This window comes from Jiella avicenniae, from assembly GCF_021390325.1.
GTDB classification, from domain to species: domain Bacteria; phylum Pseudomonadota; class Alphaproteobacteria; order Rhizobiales; family Rhizobiaceae; genus Jiella; species Jiella avicenniae.
The window spans coordinates 56404-72959 of record NZ_JAJUWU010000015.1; the positions used below are offsets into that span (position 1 = coordinate 56404).

Below are 16556 nucleotides of genomic sequence, written 5' to 3' on the forward strand. Positions count from 1 at the left end.
GCGATCGGCAAGGGCGCCTCGTCCCGCCGCCGACTTTCCGCCGAAAGCCGGCGATCGGGTGTTGACGTGCCGGGCGAAATCATCGAATAAGGCGCCCGCAACGCTGTGGTAGCTCAGTGGTAGAGCACTCCCTTGGTAAGGGAGAGGTCGAGAGTTCAATCCTCTCTCACAGCACCATCCCATCCGTTTGAAATCGCTGGAACCCTTGCGCGCAGGGCCTTCCGCCCATAGTGATGTTACAAATCATGTAACAAAACGGCGGGCGACGATGGCAGGGCGCATCAAGGGGCTGATAGATCGCAACGGCGATTCTACGTCAGGATCGTGATTCCGGCCGACGGCCAGACTCCGCACGGCGCGGCTTTCTGCATGCTGTCGAACCCCTCGATAGGGCGGCATGATGGCAAACGAGATCGAGGTTACGATTGGCGGGGCGACATATCTCGGTGAATACACCGTAAGCGGACGCGGCAAGTCCGCTGTGGTCACCGTGAAGGGCAACGGCCTTACCACGACAAAATCGACTCAGCTTGGCGAACTGCCTGCCGAACAGGTTGCGCAGCTGATGCTCGCGGAAATGGTTCGCGCTATTAAGGCCACAAAGTAGACTTGCCCAAACGAATGACGAGCGAGGGCTGGCATGCGCCGGCCCTTTTTCGTTTCGACCTCAGCCGAGCGAGCGGGCTACATCATAGATTTGCGCGATGTCCGCAACCACGCCAACGGCGAAGGCGATGGAGATCACCGTCGAGGCCATCATCGAATATAGCGATTTGCGTGAGTGCTTCCGCTTCTGTGCCATCTGACAGACTCCTTCATTAAGTTGATGAAGAAGGTTTCAGAAGGGAGCTTTGGAGGAATGGCAGCTTGCCAAGCGCTTGGCAAGCTAGGTGGACCACAACAAAAGCCATTCGTTTGCATATGGACTTGCTGAAAGTCCGACAAGTTGTTGTTTCTTATGGGGATTCTACCTCGACGCCATTAACGAAATGCCCGACGTGTGGATTAGGTTGTGGCTGTCTCTAACAACTTGCACAAAGTCATCGCATCGCGCAGCCAATTGCACCTGTTCCCGATTTGTTCAATGTGTAGTTCGAGGGCTGCGAAGATATCATCGATGCAGACCCCTTCCACCGATCGATGGCGGTCAAAACACCCGCTGGACATACAACGGGTCCGCCTATTGCCTCGCTGCTGAGATATCGGACGACATAGGCGCTAGTGAGATCCCCAATGGCCTAGAACGCAATTGACACCTGTCATAAGCTTGCGGAGCTGTAAGCGCCCCCGGCGCCCGAAGTCTCGCTTCAGAGTTGGCTATGCTCGAATTTTACGAAGACATAAATGCAATCCTAAAGAACTCTCCCATACTAACAATCCTTATCGGTGCTTTATTGCCGATTACCATTGCGTTGATCTACAAGATAATCGTTAAATCGCCATCAATATATATTGGATCGTATTTTATGAGGAAGTCCATAATCAGGGATATAAATTGTTACAATCGGATATTACGCCACAACGATTATGGACCGATGTTAGCTGAATGTATGTCTCTCTCGTTAAGAGCTGTTTTGAGCATATCTTGGTCATTGTCGTTATTATTGATTTTTGTTCTCTCGGAGAATTATTTCATTAAAATGATTTTTCTTGGACTATACCTAGGTTTTGCGTTCGATCAATTTTCTGATTCACGACGAGCGTTCAATGCACTCGACTTTGTTACTCATCCGGGCCGGGAAGTGCGTAGTTTGCAGCAGCGTGCAGAACGTTTGTCCAAGGCTAGCAACCGTCAATGGGCGCTGATCGAAACCGAAGTGAACAATTTTCTGAAAAGAGCTGAAGAGCGGTTTCGCGCGAACTCCCCTACACCTACACCTACGTCTAGTCCGTCCTAGAGCAGATGACCGACCTGGGCGCGTGTCACACCCCCCCTCTAACTTATGCACAGGCTGAGGCGCCCATTTTTGAGGTTGTAACAAAGCCCACTAGACTCACCTATCTAATTGAATTTATTGATTAATGAGCGAATTCAATCCTCTCTCACAGCACCATTTTCCCCGAAACGACATCGAGACGTGGCCGCATCCGGTGGGCCGGTCCGCGCGATGCGATCGGGAGGGGGCCGTCGCTCGGGGCGTTCCGGCCTCCCGCAGGTTCTCACCGGCGAGCGCGCCCCGTCGACGAGCGCCGGGCCGGCAGGCTCGTCACGACTTGATCCGTCCCCGGCAAAGGCTATGAGTCGTCGCGAAGCCGGTCGGGCAGGCGACACCCGCCGATCCGGCCCCAACGCTCGATCCGGGAGCCTTCGATGGCCATCACGCTCTACGAACTCGTCGGTCGCGACGCGGCGCGACCCTTCTCGCCGCATTGCTGGAAGGTGCGGATGGCCCTGCGACACAAGGGGCTGGACTTCCAGTGCGCGACTGCCGGCTTCACCGAGATACCGGGCCTCGAGGGCGGCTATTCTAAGATCGTCCCGATCCTGAAGGACGGGGAGACTCTCGTCGCCGATTCCTTTGCCATCGCCGAATATCTCGAAGACACCTACCCGGACCGGCCGAGCCTCTTCGGCGGCGAAGGCGGGCGGGCCTTGTCGCGCTTCGTCGAAAGCTGGTCGCAGCGCACCATCCATCCGGCGCTGGCACGGCTCGCCGTGCTCGACATCCACGACATCCTCGGCGAGGCCGATCAGGCCTATTTCCGCGAGAGCCGCGAAAAGGCCTTCGGTGCGACGCTGGAGGCCTTCGTCGCCGATCGGGCCGAACGGGTCGCGCCGTTCCTGAAAACGCTGGAGCCGCTGCGCGCCATCGTCGGCCGGCAGCCCTTCCTTTGCGGCGAGAGCCCGCTGTTTGCCGACTACATCGTCTTCGGCGCCTTCCAGTGGGCACGGGTTTCTTCGCCCTTCCAATTCCTGCCGCAGGACGATCCCGTGGCGCTGTGGTTCGAGCGCTGCCTCGCGCTCCACGAGGGCGAGGGGGCCAAGGTGCCGGCCGCGGCCTGAGCCGCCCGGCTCGGCTTGCCCTGGGGAAACGGGCTCGTTATAGGTCGCGCCACATTCCCAACGGGTCGAAGACAAGGAACTTTCATGGCGCTCGAACGCACTTTCTCGATGATCAAGCCCGATGCCACGCGTCGCAATCTCACCGGTGCGATCACCAAGAAGCTCGAAGAGGCGGGCCTGACCGTCGTCGCGTCGAAGCGGGTGTGGATGAGCCGCCGCGAGGCCGAGGGCTTCTACGCCGTCCACAAGGAGCGGCCGTTCTTCGGCGAACTGGTGGAGTCGATGTCCGCCGGTCCGACGGTCGTCCAGGTCCTGCAGGGCGAGAACGCCATTGCCAAGAACCGCGAGATCATGGGCGCGACCAACCCGACCCAGGCCGCCGAGGGGACGATCCGCAAGGAATTCGCCCTGTCGATCGGCGAGAACTCCGTCCACGGCTCCGACGCGCCGGAGACCGCCGCCCAGGAGATCGCCTACTGGTTCTCCGAGACCGAGATCGTCGGCTGAGGCCGATCGCTTCGCCGGCCGGCGACGGCCGCAGGTGACGTTGCAAGTCGAAGGCCCGGGACGGTTCGCCGCCCGGGCCTTCTTCGTTCCGCCGTCAGGCCTCGGCGCCGAAGAACGACGCCAGGACCACGATCAGGATGAGCGTGTAGGCCGCGACGGACCCGGCGACCAGAAGGATCTGGTAGTTCCGCCCGACGGTCGTGCGCGTCACTTCGCGGGCCTGGTGCAGAAGGTTCGGCCAGGTGTAGGAGACGAAATCGCCCTGGGTCATGATCGAGACGACGCGGCCCTGCTCGTCGACGATCGGCAGGCGGCGGAAGCGCTCGTTCGACATCACCCGCATCCATTCGATGAGATCGTCGTCGGCCTTCGCCGCCCGCGGCTTGGCCGTCATGATCTCGCGCAGGGTGGTGGTTTCCGGATCGCGCTTGGCGCCGACGAGGCGCTTCATGACGTCGCGCTCGGTGACGACGCCGATCAGCTTCTCGTAGTCGTCGACGATCATCACCGAGCCGACGTTCTTCTCGGTCATCGCCGTGACGGCCGACATCGCCGTGTCGTCCGGACCGAAGCACAGGGGCTTCGGCTTGTCGCGGAATTCCGGCCTGTCCTTGATCTTCATGGGGTGCCCTCCCGATCAAAAAGGGAAAGCTAGTCCCGTGCCGGCGATCGAATAGTGCTTTCGGGCCGAAATACGCCGGAAATCGATGTTGCAGGACGGGATGAACTTCTCGGCCGATAGTATCGCAAAGTACAATCGTCTCTGCGGTAATCGTTTCGTATCCGTCGACTACAGCCGGTGCCAGCGGTCGGCGGCCGCGTCGTCCGTATCCTTGGACTCGACCCAGCCGCCGGTCGTGCCGTCGACGAGATGTTCCCGCTTCCAGAACGGGGCGGAGGTCTTCATGAAGTCCATGAGAAAGCTCGCGGCCTCGAAGGCGGCGCTGCGATGGGCCGAGGAACAGGCGACCAGCACGATCTCGTCGCCGGGCGCGATCAGGCCGTAGCGGTGGATCGCCGCGCAGCCGAGGATCGGCCAGCGCTCTTCGGCCTCGCGGGCAATCTTCTCGATCTGCCGCTCGGCCATGCCGGGATAGTGTTCGAGTTCCAGCGCCTTCAGCCGGCCGCCCTCGTCGCGGCAATAGCCGGTGAAGGTGACGAGCGCGCCGACCGCGCCGGAGCCGGCGAGTCTGGATGCGACGGCGCCGACGTCGATCCGTTCGGCCTGGACGCGAATGTCGAGCGGGATCCCGGGCCCGAGGGATCCGTCCTTCATCGAGGCCGATGCGCCCGTGGAATGGCCCGTCTCGCGCGCACCGTCGTACATGGTGGCGGAAAGGTCGGCGCTGTTGCGGGTCTCGGCCATGGTTCAGCCTCCGGTCATCGGCGGGAAGATCGCGACTTCCCTGGCGCCTGCCAGCGGTTCGGAGTGGTCGACATGCTCGTGGTCGATGGCGACGCGGATGATCTCCGGCGCCTGCAGCGCCGCGTCATAGGTCTCGCCGCGGCCCTTCAGCCACAGAAGCAGGTCGCCGACGGTGACGACACCGGCCGGCAGCGCGACCTCTTCCTCGGCGATGCCGATCCGCTCGCGCACCCAGGCGAAATAGGCAAGTTTCATCGGGATAGCTCCTGTCATCCTCGATCGGAGATGGCGGGCGAGGCGCTGCTTGTCCAGTGCAATCCTCGCGTCGCTTGGCGATGCCGTGGCGCGATCGTTCCTCCACCGGCTCTGCCCCTTCCATTCTCCCGACATGTCGAGGCCATCGAAGGGGAGCTTCCCGCCATGAAGAACTGCTATCTCACCGTCGGATCCGCCGCCGCCCTGACCCTGGCCTTGACGGCCTCGGCAGGGGCGCATGAGGCTTGGCTGCTGACGCCGCAGGAGATGATTTCGCTCGCCGCCGCGCCGAAGCCGGACGTCTTCGTCAATCCGCTTCTCGCCGGCCCCAAGGCGGCTGCGCTCGCGGCGGCCGTCTTCGGCGCGATCTCCTTCGAGCCGCGCTGGCTGGGTCTCGAGAACCGGCTTTTCGCCCCGATCGCCGGCCGGGTCGGCGAGTTCGGTCCGCTCTTCGTGCGGATCGGCCTTGCGATCATGCTCTTCACGGCAGCTCTGGGGCTCCTGCCCGCCGCCGGCGTCGCCATCGGCACGCGGCCGACCCTGTTCGTCCCGGACATGCAACTGAAGCTGTTCGCCCCGGCCTGGGGGCTTCTCGTTCCCGTCCAACTGGCGCTCGCCGCGATGCTCGTCACCGGGATCGGCACGCGGATCGCCGGGCTCGGCGTCGCCTGCCTCGCCATTTTCGGCCTTCATCTCTTCGGCGAAACGTTTCTCGCCTATGCCGGGCACTTCGTCGTGCCGGGGCTCTATCTCCTCTTCGCCGGCTCCGGGCGGTTGGCGTTGCGGCTGCCGCGGGCGCTCGCCGAGCGTCTGCCGAGGGCTCTGCCGTTCGACCGGCTCGAACTGACCCCGACTATCTATCGCGGCCTGATGATCGTCTTCGGCGCGAACTTCGTCTATCTCGGCATCACCTACAAGCTCTTCCAGCCGACGCTTTTGATCGCCATCCTCGAACATGGCGGCTTCCCGAACTTCGGCATCGACTACGGCGTCATCGCCTTCGTCATGACCTTCGTCGAGATCTCCGCCGGCCTGCTTCTCGTCGCCGGCATCCTGGTGCGGCCGATCGCGCTCTTCCTGATTTCGGCCTTCACCCTCTTCGCCCTGACGCTCGGCGAGACGGCGCTCTTCCATGCCAATCTCTACGCCATGGCCTTCGTCTTCCTGATGGCCGGGGCAGGGGCGCGGCAGGTCGCGGTGGCCCGTCCGGGTCGGCGCTCCTCTGCTCCGCAGACCATCTCCCTTGCCGAGCAGGCGGCCTGAAAGGGCCGCCGGCAAGGCGGGACGGGGCGCCCCCGCCGCGGGCGCCCCGTCCTTGCGCTTCAAAGCGGGCAGCGGCGGAAATCGCGACCCTCGAAAGCCTTCTCGCCCTTCCACTTCGGCAGGCGAGAAGGCTCTTTCACGTCTGGGAGATTTCCGCCATGACCATCCCCGTCCCCTCGAACCGAACCCGGCTCGCTTTCCTCCTGTCGCTCGTCGTGGGAGGTCTCTTCGGCGCGACGTCGCTCCTCGCCGAAGCCCGCCAACCGCCGGCGGCGCTGTTCGTCACGTTCGCCGAGGACGTGCCAGTTCCGAAGATCGCCGCCCGGGCCGAACGCGATGCGACGGGGGGCTGGACGATCTCGATCGACGCCGAGAATTTCCGCTTCGTGGAAGTCTGCGACACGGTCGAGATCGACCGGGCGGTCGGTCACGTCCACATCTTCGAAGGCGACCGCAAGCTCGCCTCCGCCTATGCGCCGGAAAAGACGATCGGCCGGTTGTCGCCCGGTCGTCACGAGCTGACGATCACGCTTCAGGCGACGGACCACCGGGCGTTTGCCACTAAAGACGGCATGATCACGGCAAGCCTGGTGATCGAGGCGTGACCGCGAGCACCGGGGTGGGACGCAGCCGCCGGTCTCAGTCGTCGATGTGCCGCAGTCCGGCGCGGAAATAGTCGTAGCCGGTGTAGAGCGTCACGAGGGCCGAGATCCACAAGAGGACGAGGCCGAGGACGGTGATCCCGGGCATGAACTCGTCGCCGGCGGGACCGGCGAGGAGGAAGGCGATGGCGACCATCTGGATCGTCGTCTTCCATTTGGCGAGGCGGGTCACCGGGACGGAAACCTTGAGCCCGGCGAGATATTCGCGCAGGCCCGAGACGAGGATCTCGCGGCACAGGATGATGATCGCCGCCCACAGGCTCCAGCCGGCGATGCTTCCCTCGGCCGCCAGCAGCAGCAGAACCGCTGCGACGAGCAGCTTGTCGGCGATCGGATCGAGCATCCGGCCGATGGTCGAGGTCTGCTTCCAGGCCCTCGCGAGATAGCCGTCGAAATAGTCGGTGATCGAGGCGGCGATGAAGATGCCCAGCGCCGTCCAGCGGGCGTAGTCGGGGCTGCGCAGCTGGCCTTCGAGGAAGAAGCACATGACGACGAGCGGAACACAGACGATCCGCGCATAGGTCAGGATATTGGGAAGGCTGAGGGCCCTGGACGCCATGGAACTGTAGCCTGCGGGAATTCTGTCGGGTCTCTCAAAGCGCGGCCGGGCGTGCCGCGTCAACCGCGCCCGCACCGGTTCGGGCACATTCGACCTGAAACGTGACGAATGTTTCACCCCCCGGCGTGGAAATGGTCGTAAATCGACCGGGCCATCGCCGCCGAAATGCCGTCGACCTCGGTCAGATCGCTGAGCGCCGCCCGCGACACGGCCTTGGCCGTGCCGAAGTGATGGAGGAGCGCGCGCTTGCGCGACGGCCCGATGCCGGCGATCTCGTCGAGCGGGTTCCTGACGAGTTCCTTCTTGCGCTTCGCCCGATGGGTGCCGATGGCGAAACGATGCGCCTCGTCGCGCATGCGCTGGACGAAGTAGAGCACCGGGTCGCGCGGCGGCAGCGAGAAGGGCTCGCGGCCTTCCATGACGAAGCGCTCGCGCCCGGCGTCGCGGTCGACGCCCTTGGCGATGCCGATGGCGGTGATCCTGTCGGCGATGCCGAGTTCGTCGAGGATGGCGCGCACCGCCGACATCTGGCCCTTGCCGCCGTCGATCAATACGAGGTCCGGCCAGGCCGGCATCGCCGCGTCGTCGGCCATGTCGTCGAGGGCCTCGCCGGGCGGGATCGCGTCGGCGGCATCTTTGGGCGTCGCCTCGGCCTCCTGCGCGATCGAAGCCGGCGCCGCGTCGGTCGCCCGCGCCGTGTCGGCCGTCGCCGGCATGGTCGCGGCGTGGTCCTTGATCAGCCGCGAGAAGCGCCGGCGGATCACCTCCTTCATCATGCCGAAGTCGTCGCCGGGGGTGATGTCTTCGCCCTTGATGTTGAACTTGCGATACTGGTTCTTGGCGAAACCTTCCGGCCCCGCGACGATCATCGCGCCGACGGCGGCCGTCCCCATGATGTGGGAGTTGTCGTAGACCTCGACGCGGCGCGGCGGGCGCGACAGGCCGAAGGTCTCCTTGAGGCCGTCGAGAAGCCGCGCCTGGGTCGAGGTTTCGGCCAGCCTCCGGCCGAGCGCTTCCTTGGCGTTGGAGGCGGCATGGTCGACGAGATCGCGTTTGGCGCCGCGGACCGGGACCTCGATGCGGACCTTGCGATCCGCCTTCAGCGACAGCGCTTCGGCAAGAAGCGCTTCGTCCTCGACCATCAGCGGCAGCAGGATGAGACGGGGCGCCGGCGTGTCGTCGTAGAACTGGCCGAGAAAGGCCGTGAGCACGGCTTCCGGCTCGAGCGACGGGTCGGCCTTGGGGAAATAGGCGCGGTTGCCCCAGTTCTGGCCGGTCCGGAAGAAGAACACCTGGATCGAGGTGAGCCCGCCCTCCTGATGGATGGCGAAGACGTCGGCCTCCTCGATGCCCTCGGGATTGATGCCCTGGTGACCCTGCACGTGCGACAGCGCGGCCAACCTGTCGCGGTAGACGGCGGCGCGCTCGAAATCGAGATCGGTGGAGGCCGACTGCATGGAATGCGACAGCATGGTCTTCACGTCGCTGGAGCGGCCTGAGAGGAAGGCCGTCGCCTCGTCGACGAGCTCGGCATATTCGGCCTCGCTGACTTCGCCGGTGCAGGGGCCGGAGCAGCGCTTGATCTGGTAGAGCAGGCACGGCCGCGTGCGGCTGTCGTAGACGGAGTCCGAACAGGTGCGCAGCAGAAAGGCCCGCTGCAGCGCGTTGATCGTCCGCCCGACCGCGCCGGCCGAGGCGAAAGGACCGAAATAGCGGCCCTTGCGCGATCTGGCCCCGCGATGCTTCAGGATCGCCGGCGCCGCGTGGTCCTGGCTGATCAGGATGTAGGGGAACGACTTGTCGTCCCGCATCAGGACGTTGAAGCGGGGGCGCAGCCGCTTGATCAGGTTCGCCTCGAGCAGCAGCGCCTCGGTCTCCGTGCGCGTCGTGACGAATTCCATCGCCTGGGTCTTGGCGATCATCCGGGCGATGCGCTGGGTGTGGCCGCCGGACCGCGAATAGCTGGAGACGCGCTTCTTCAGCGATCGCGCCTTGCCGACATAGAGGATCTCCCCGTCGGCCCCGAACATGCGGTAGACGCCGGGCGAGTTCGGCAGGCGCCTGACCAGCGCGGCGATCAGTTCGGCACCCTTGAGGTCGCCGGAGACCTTGTGGCCGGCATCGTCCCAGTCGATCGCCTCGATCAGTGCCGCGTTGGCGGGCGGCGCGGACGGAGCTACGGCGGCGAGGTCGTCCTCGTCCTCCTCGCCATCCTCGAACGCCTCGTCCGCGAGATCTGCAGTGTCGACGTCGTCGACGTCGTCGTCGTCGTCTTCGTCCCGACGAACGTCTTCCTCGCGGGCGCCGCCCTGCTCGCCAAGCGAAGCGTCGCCGGCGGAAAAGTCGATGTCTTCGCCCGGCTGCAAGGCCGAAGCGTCAGGGTTCGAATGTCGTTGCGGTCGCGAACGGCCCAACGTCTTCTCCTCGTCGTGTTTGCTCGTCCACGGGCCGGCGTTCGGCGATCGGCATCGCGAGACGGGTATCCAAGATCGGGCGCCCCGTCCGACGACCCGTCATATATGACCGATGCCCGCGGATATGCAGGGGCGAACGGCTCTCGGCGGAAGCCGTTTCGACGCACCACAGTTCGATCGGCTTGCAGGATCGTGGCTCAACGGCAACAGCTGCGAAAAAGATTCGGCGAATCGATCGCGCCGTCCTCACGGAGTCCTGTTTACGCCATTCGCGGTCTCCACTTGTAGAGTGAAGCGACGTCGCCGAAGATGACGGCGCAATGGTTCGCGGCTTTCGGCGCCGGTTTCCGCCTTCCACGGGCGGCGGCGCAGTCTCGAAGGAATGGTGAGACCCGATGATGAGGCCAGCTTCGGTCCGATCATTTGCGGTATTTCTGTTCGGCGCCCTGGCCCTGACGGCGGGGAGCGCGTCGGCGGCCGACGTCGTCTACGAGCAGCCGGTCACCGCGCCTTCGCCGGAAGCACCGTCTTCCCCGATCTACGTGTGGTCAGGGCCCTATGCGGGCGCCTTCGTGGGCTACAACTTCGCGCGGTTCGAGGATGCCGGCACCGCCTCCTTCGACGGCGACGGCCTCGTCGGCGGCGTCTATGTCGGCTACAATTTCGAAACTCCGGCGATCGTCTACGGCATCGAGGCCGACGTCGGCGGTTCGGCGGTCGACGGCTCGGCCTTCAGCCCCTCTCTCGGGGGCGACGTCGACGGCGAGCAGAACGTCTTCGGATCGCTGCGCGGCCGGGTCGGCGTCAAGGCCGATCCGTTCCTCGTCTTCGCGACGGGCGGCCTCGCGGCATCGCGGAACGAACTGTCTCTCGGCGGCAGTTCGGACAGCCAGACCAGCGTCGGGTACACCGTCGGCGCCGGCATCGAGGCGAAGTTCGACGACGATCTCACCGGCCGGCTCGAATATCGCTATTCGAAATTCGGCAACGAGACCTACGATCTCGGCAATACCAGCGTCTCGTCCGGCTTCGACGAGCATTCGATCCGCGCCGGCATCGCGCTGAAGTTCTGAATTCCGCGCCGCGAGCCGACCGTTTCGTCGCGAATTCATCCCGACGCAGCAACTCCCGGCGAGCCGCGCCCTCGGAAGCGGACGGGCGGCCCTCGGCTGCAAGCCCGGCGAAAGCCGAGTGAGGCCGCCCTCCCAGCTTCAAGCGTAGTATGACGTCGTCTGCGTGCTGACCCTCATGCCGGGGACACCCGTACGCTGGCCTTCGCATAACCGTCCGTGATCGTTTCCCGCGAAAAAATCAGAAACCAAAACAAAGCCTTGTGACGTGTTTCTGGGAAATTGTCGTTCATCGTCTCTTAAGCCCTTGGTTGCATTTCTACGAAAGCCCGCGGTGCCGTAGCAGCACTGCCCGGTGACGTTTCGAGGGGATGAGCATATGAGGTTGAACCGTTTTCCGATCGCCCAGCGCGTGGCCGCCGCCCTGGCGCTGCCGTTCGTTTTCATCGCCGCGCTCGGCGGACATGAAGTCGCGGAATTCCATCACCAATACGCGGCGATGAACGCGGTCAGAGAGAGCGGGGCGGATCTCGCTACGATCGGGACGCTGGTTCACTGGCTGCAGGTGGAGCGCGGCACGAGCTCAGGGTTTCTCGGCTCGCGCGGCACGAAGATGCAGGACAAGATGCTGGCCGCCCGGGGTAAGGTCGACGAAGCGCTCGCCGACTTCCGCGCCCACGAAAACAGTCTTGCGGCCACGGGCGAGGAAGGGCGGATCTTCATCGACGAATCCGAGACGGCGCTCGGCCGTCTCTCATCCGTTCGCAAGGAGGTTTCCGCTCTTGCCATCCCCCGCGAAACGGCCTTCGACTACTACAACGCGACGATCGGCTCGCTGGCCGGCGTGATGGATGCCATGAGCAAGTCCGACACGGCGCGAGAGCTGGCCGACCATCTGTTCGCCTACAGCAATCTGGTCGCCGCCAAGAACGTCGCGGGACGGGAGCGGGGCGAGGGCGCCGGTATCATCGCTTCGGGACGTCTGTCGCAAGTCGGCTTCGAGCGGTTTCGCGAACTCTCCGGCGAGTTCAACGCCTATCTCCAGCGGTTCATCGCGCTCAAGCCGACGGGGCAGGAGAGCGCACTGAGGAAGCGCCTGGCCGATGCGGGCCTCGCCGAGGTCAGGGTGGTGAGTGCCAGGATTCTCGAAAACGGCGTCGGCGGCGACCTCTCCGGTCTCGATTCGGACAAATGGTTTGCGCTGACGACGGGCGTCATCGACGAACTGGCGAAGATCGAGAAAGAGACGATCGGTCGAATCCAGTCCCTGGCGGCGGAAGAGAGCAGCACGAAATGGACGAACTTCGTGCTTTTGACGGCCCTCGTGGTCGGCGCGGCGCTGGTCGTCGTCCTCGGTTCCTCGATCATCGCCAGATCCGTGACGAAACCGCTCAATGCCCTGATCGTTTGCATGAAGCGCCTCGCCGAGGGCAAGGTCGAGATGGCCGGTGTCGATACGACGGGACAGGACGAGGTGGCCCAGATGGCCCGCGCCGTCGAGACGTTCGCCACCGTCACCGAGGCCAACGCCAGGAAGAAGCTCGAGGACGATCGCCGGCACGTCGAGGAGCGGGCGGCCGAGCAGCGTCAGGCGGAAGCCGAACGCGCCGTGAGGACCCGCGAAATGGAGACCGCGATGAGCGAGATCGGCGGCGCGCTGAAGCGCCTGTCGGGCGGCGACGTTTCCTATCGGATCGCAACGCCGCTTGCCGGGGCCTACGATTCCCTGCGCAGGGACTACAACGAATCCGTCGCCCTGCTCGAAGCGACGATCGTCAGCGTCAAGGCGGTCGCGGACGGCATCGAGCAAGGCGTCGACGAACTGCGGATCGCATCCGACGATCTTGCCAGGCGGACGGAGCAGCAGGCGGCGTCGCTCGAAACGACGGCCGCGTCCATGGCCGAGGTCTCGACCACCGTCAAATCGACGGCCCAGCGGGCGTCGAAGGCGGGCGGTCACGTCGATGAGGCGGCTGAATTCTCCCGCTCGTCGAGTCAGCTCGTGGAAGAGTCCGTCGCCGTCATCGGCAATATCGCGACATCGTCCCGGGAGGTGTCGCAGATCATCTCCGTCATCGACGAGATCGCCTTCCAGACCAATCTTCTCGCGCTCAATGCCGGGGTCGAGGCGGCGCGCGCCGGCGAGGCGGGCAAGGGATTTGCGGTGGTCGCGCAGGAGGTGCGGGGTCTCGCCCAGCGCGCGACGGAGGCGGCGCGGGAGATCCGCGGCCTGATCGACCGCTCGGTCGCCTCGCTCGAAAGCGGCGTGTCGCTCTTCCAGCGAACGGGCGGCGCGCTCGGCGCCATTCGCGAACGGGTCGAGACGATCCGCGACGAGGTGAACGCCATCGTCGGCGCCTCGCGCGAGCAGGCCGACGCGGTCGGTCTCGTCAACGAAACCCTGTCGCAGATGGACACGACGACGCAGCAGAACGCCGCCCTGGTCGAACAGGCGACAGCGGCGACCCATGGTCTTGCCAACGAGGCAGCCAAACTGGCGGCGCAGATCGCCGCCTTCAAGCTCCGAGACGACGAGCCGGTGCACCTGTCTCGCGCCGCGTGAGGGCGAGAGGACGCGGCGCACCGGTCGCCGCGGCGCGTCCTCCGCAGGGCTGGCCAGCCTTCTTCGCCGATGCTCGACGGCGATGCTCTAACGGCCGGCGACGGCCATGCCGGGGCCGCAGCCGAGCGGGCCGGGGTCCTTGCCGCCGTGGATGTTGGCATTGAGATTTCGGACCATCTTGACGAGGGCGTGGGACGAGAGATGCCGCTTCAGCCGGCCCGGATCGTCGGCCGCCGCCGAGACGAGCACGGTGTAGGCCTTGGTGAAGGTGATCAGCGTGATCTGGCGGTTGTCGTCGGAGGTGCCGGTCTTGGCCGCCACGTCGTTGACGAAGCGGCTGCCATTGGCGGTGCCGATCAGGCCGGTGGTCGCCTGCAGCATGGCGTGCAGCGCGTCGAAGGCGGTGGTCAGCCCGGCATTGCGCGGCAGGGCCTCGGCCTTTTCCGCCAACACGACCCGCTGGGTCTTCCGGTCGCGGGCTTCCTTGAGGATCAGCGGACCGTTCGACACGCGTCCGCAGGTGGCGACGGTGACATAGGCGTCGAGGAGGTCCATCAGTTTCACCGGCTCGGCGCCGAGCGCCAGCGAGCGGTCCTTTGCGCCGGAAAAGCGGAAGTCCGTGCCGATGCGCTTCAGAACGTCGTTCGCGCAGCCGCGCCCGAACGTCCGCATCATCCGCACGAAGGGCGGGTTGCGACTGGCGGCGAGTGCCCGTTCGAGGCTGATGCGGCCGAGATACCGGCGGTCGCCGTTCTGCACCGGCGGAATGCCGAAGGGCGAATCGTCGACCCGCGTCTGGGCGGTCCAGCCTTTCTCGACGAGGGCACAGAGGCTGAGCAGCGGCTTCACGGTCGAGCCGGGATAGAGGCTCGTGCCCGGCGGGGCGGCGATCGCCTCGATGCCGCCGGTGGCGTTGTCGACGACGACGGCGGTGAGGCGGTCGTAGCCGGCACGGCGGATCGGCGGGTAGTATTTCTCGATCGCCGTTTCGAGATAGAGCTGCGTTTCCGACGAATAGAAGGTCACGACGTCGAGGCTCGCCTGAGGGGCGTCCTCCCCGCTGAGCTTTTCGTCGAGGCGCTCGACGGCGAGGTCGCGCGCCGAGCCGAACTGGTCCGACAGCCGCCGGTCCTTGGCGAAGGCGTGGCGGGCGAAGCGGCGCGGCAGCCCGGCGTCGGCCACGGCCTTCTCGGTCACGACCTCTGGCTCGACGCCCATGACGAGGAGCAGCCGGCGTGCCTCGCCCATGTTGCGCGGCTTGGTCGGATTGCCGCTCGTCGGGTTCTTGATCGTCACGGCGAGGCTGGCCGCCATGTCCGGCGTGAAGGCGACGCTCTGGGCACGCTCGCGCTTGAAGGAATAGCCGAAATAGTAGCGCGCCGCCGCTTCCAGGCCCTTGGTGTTGTGGCCCATGAACGGCGTGTTGAAATAGATTTCGAGGAGTTCCTTCTTGCTGAAATGCCATTCCAGCCAGAGCGCGATGGCGAGTTCGTCGAACTTGCGCTTGAAGTCGCGGCGGCTGCCGACATAGACCTGCTTGGCGATCTGCTGGGTGATGGTCGAGCCGCCGCGCGGGTCGTCGCCGAACTGGCTGGCGAGCGCCTTGCCGATGGCGATCGGGTTGAACCCCGGATGGTAGAAGAACCAGGCATCCTCGCTGGTCAGAAGGGCTTCGCGCATCACCTCCGGCACGTCGTCGTAATCGACGTACATCGCCTCCTCGATCGGTGCGTTCCAGGGTTGGTCGCGGTGGCGCGGCAGGTCGACGATGAGGCGGTTCGCGTGAACGCGCTCGCGGGTCGTCTCGACCGAGGCGCCGTAGCGCTTCGCCACCTGGTCCACCCAGGCATGGACGCCGACGAGGGAGGAGCCGAAAATCATGATGGCAAAGGAAAGAACGAGCCAGATCGTCCGGTAACGGGGAGCCTGCTGGTCCTCTTCCATCTGCCGCCCCTCGTCGTTACGGTCCGTTAACCATCGCGATATGGGGGCGCCGAATGGCGGCCGCAACGAGGACCGCCGCGGTGGCGATCCCTCCCTCCCATGGGCGGATGGTCCGGTCTCTGCCGGTGTCGCAGCAGTGGAAAGACCAGAAGCGGAGGCGGGAGGGCGGGGACCCTGCGGCGGACGTCAGGGTCAGCCGAGGCCGAAGCTGTGTCGCATCCAGCTCCGCGGAACGGCCAGCGAGATCAGGGTGAGAATGACCGCGAGCCCTCCGATCGCCCAGATCGCAGCCTCCTGGAAGGCCTGTAGCAGGAAAACGCCGGTCACCGCGCCGGCCAGCATGCCGATCCAGGGAAACATCTGGGCGAGAAAGCCGAGCCGCAGATCGCCGCAGAGAAAGCGGCCGAGACCCTTGCCGAAGCGCGACAGCGCCCCGGTGACGTAAGTGAGGCCGATGGGATGGCCGGCGACGTTGTCGACCGCGGCGTTGAGCATGCCCATGGCGAAGACCAGCGGCAGATAGCTCCACGGGGAAGGGGCGGCGCCGACGAAGCCGGCGACGAGGCCGGTCACGATGGCCACCAGCATCAGCAGCGGCCATTGCCGCTCGCCGGTGCAACGCACGACGACGACGCCCACCGCATTGCCGGCGACGAAGATGGCGAGGATCGCGGCGAGGCGGCCGACGTCGCTGCCGTGGTCTTTCCCCACGGCGATGGCGAGCCGCGTCGTATTGCCGCTCATGAAGGACAGAAAGTCGCCGGCCCGCAAGAAGCCGATCGCGTCGGTCATGCCGCCGAGGAACGACAGCAGCGCGACGAAGCCGAAGCCGAGCCACCGGTGCCGCCGCCGCGGCCCGTCCGCCACCACCCGGCCCGTGTCGGGGGCGTGTGCGACGCCGTGTGACGCCCGACCGGAACCGTCGAGGACGCGATCGCGCCCGACCATT

14 protein-coding genes, 1 tRNA gene and 1 pseudogene are annotated in these 16556 nt (G+C 65.1%); 8 read left to right on the forward strand and 8 right to left on the reverse strand.

The window, feature by feature from the left end:
• The first annotated feature begins 102 nt into the window (after window positions 1-102).
• Both LZD57_RS14695 and LZD57_RS14700 read left to right on the forward strand, forming a co-directional pair.
• Window positions 103-177, forward strand: a tRNA-Thr gene (locus tag LZD57_RS14695).
• Between the two features lie 223 nt (window positions 178-400).
• Window positions 401-607: a hypothetical protein gene (locus tag LZD57_RS14700; RefSeq protein ID WP_233720236.1), complete on the forward strand. Its 207-nt coding sequence runs from the start codon at window positions 401-403 to the stop codon at window positions 605-607.
• A 60-nt stretch (window positions 608-667) separates the two neighbouring features.
• Here LZD57_RS14700 and LZD57_RS24030 read toward each other — a convergent pair whose 3' ends face one another.
• Window positions 668-802 (reverse strand): hypothetical protein, encoded by a 135-nt coding sequence (locus LZD57_RS24030; RefSeq protein ID WP_255699968.1) that lies wholly within the window; start codon window positions 800-802, stop codon window positions 668-670.
• Window positions 803-2311: 1509 nt separating this feature from the next.
• On the opposite strand from LZD57_RS24030, the gene LZD57_RS14705 reads away from it, so the two are divergent.
• Together LZD57_RS14705 and ndk are read left to right on the forward strand one after the other, a co-directional pair.
• Window positions 2312-3004, forward strand: a complete 693-nt coding sequence (locus LZD57_RS14705; protein ID WP_233720237.1) for a glutathione S-transferase family protein — start codon at window positions 2312-2314, stop codon at window positions 3002-3004.
• An 84-nt stretch (window positions 3005-3088) separates the two neighbouring features.
• Complete coding sequence (gene ndk / locus LZD57_RS14710; protein WP_233720238.1) at window positions 3089-3511, forward strand: nucleoside-diphosphate kinase; 423 nt, start codon at window positions 3089-3091, stop codon at window positions 3509-3511.
• A 94-nt stretch (window positions 3512-3605) separates the two neighbouring features.
• Here the strand turns inward: ndk and LZD57_RS14715 are convergent, their stop codons facing one another.
• From LZD57_RS14715 to moaD, 3 genes are all read right to left on the reverse strand, one after another.
• The gene (locus tag LZD57_RS14715) at window positions 3606-4133 is read right to left on the reverse strand and encodes a CBS domain-containing protein (protein WP_233720239.1); all 528 of its coding nucleotides are present in this window, start codon (window positions 4131-4133) and stop codon (window positions 3606-3608) included.
• A 168-nt stretch (window positions 4134-4301) separates the two neighbouring features.
• Window positions 4302-4787 carry a molybdenum cofactor biosynthesis protein MoaE gene (locus tag LZD57_RS14720; RefSeq protein WP_233720356.1) on the reverse strand — a complete coding sequence of 162 codons (486 nt, stop codon included), beginning with the start codon at window positions 4785-4787 and terminating at the stop codon, window positions 4302-4304.
• 93 nt (window positions 4788-4880) lie between these two features.
• On the reverse strand, window positions 4881-5132 hold the full coding sequence (gene moaD, locus LZD57_RS14725; protein WP_083593145.1) for a molybdopterin converting factor subunit 1: 252 nt from the start codon (window positions 5130-5132) through the stop codon (window positions 4881-4883).
• A gap of 165 nt (window positions 5133-5297) precedes the next feature.
• Here moaD and LZD57_RS14730 point away from each other — a divergent pair, with 165 nt between their 5' ends.
• Together LZD57_RS14730 and LZD57_RS14735 are read left to right on the forward strand one after the other, a co-directional pair.
• The gene (locus LZD57_RS14730) at window positions 5298-6395 is read left to right on the forward strand and encodes a hypothetical protein (protein WP_233720240.1); all 1098 of its coding nucleotides are present in this window, start codon (window positions 5298-5300) and stop codon (window positions 6393-6395) included.
• Window positions 6396-6553: 158 nt separating this feature from the next.
• Entirely contained in the window at window positions 6554-7000 is a 447-nt protein-coding gene (locus LZD57_RS14735; RefSeq protein ID WP_233720241.1) for a DUF6130 family protein, read from the forward strand.
• Between the two features lie 34 nt (window positions 7001-7034).
• Here the strand turns inward: LZD57_RS14735 and pgsA are convergent, their stop codons facing one another.
• Both pgsA and uvrC read right to left on the reverse strand, forming a co-directional pair.
• The gene (gene pgsA, locus LZD57_RS14740; protein WP_233720242.1) at window positions 7035-7616 is read right to left on the reverse strand and encodes a CDP-diacylglycerol--glycerol-3-phosphate 3-phosphatidyltransferase; all 582 of its coding nucleotides are present in this window, start codon (window positions 7614-7616) and stop codon (window positions 7035-7037) included.
• Between the two features lie 113 nt (window positions 7617-7729).
• Window positions 7730-9835: pseudogene (uvrC, locus tag LZD57_RS14745) on the reverse strand (excinuclease ABC subunit UvrC); the annotation flags it as partial.
• 590 nt (window positions 9836-10425) lie between these two features.
• On the opposite strand from uvrC, the gene LZD57_RS14750 reads away from it, so the two are divergent.
• A complete protein-coding gene (locus LZD57_RS14750) occupies window positions 10426-11103 on the forward strand; it encodes an outer membrane protein (RefSeq protein ID WP_233720243.1) in 678 nt (225 codons plus the stop codon).
• Window positions 11104-11485: 382 nt separating this feature from the next.
• Window positions 11486-13663, forward strand: a complete 2178-nt coding sequence (locus LZD57_RS14755) for a methyl-accepting chemotaxis protein (protein ID WP_233720244.1) — start codon at window positions 11486-11488, stop codon at window positions 13661-13663.
• Between the two features lie 87 nt (window positions 13664-13750).
• On the opposite strand, the gene LZD57_RS14760 is transcribed toward LZD57_RS14755, so the two are convergent.
• Both LZD57_RS14760 and LZD57_RS14765 read right to left on the reverse strand, forming a co-directional pair.
• On the reverse strand, window positions 13751-15607 hold the full coding sequence (locus tag LZD57_RS14760; protein ID WP_233720245.1) for a transglycosylase domain-containing protein: 1857 nt from the start codon (window positions 15605-15607) through the stop codon (window positions 13751-13753).
• A 192-nt stretch (window positions 15608-15799) separates the two neighbouring features.
• The gene (locus LZD57_RS14765) at window positions 15800-16555 is read right to left on the reverse strand and encodes a YoaK family protein (protein WP_233720246.1); all 756 of its coding nucleotides are present in this window, start codon (window positions 16553-16555) and stop codon (window positions 15800-15802) included.
• Window position 16556 lies beyond the last annotated feature (1 nt).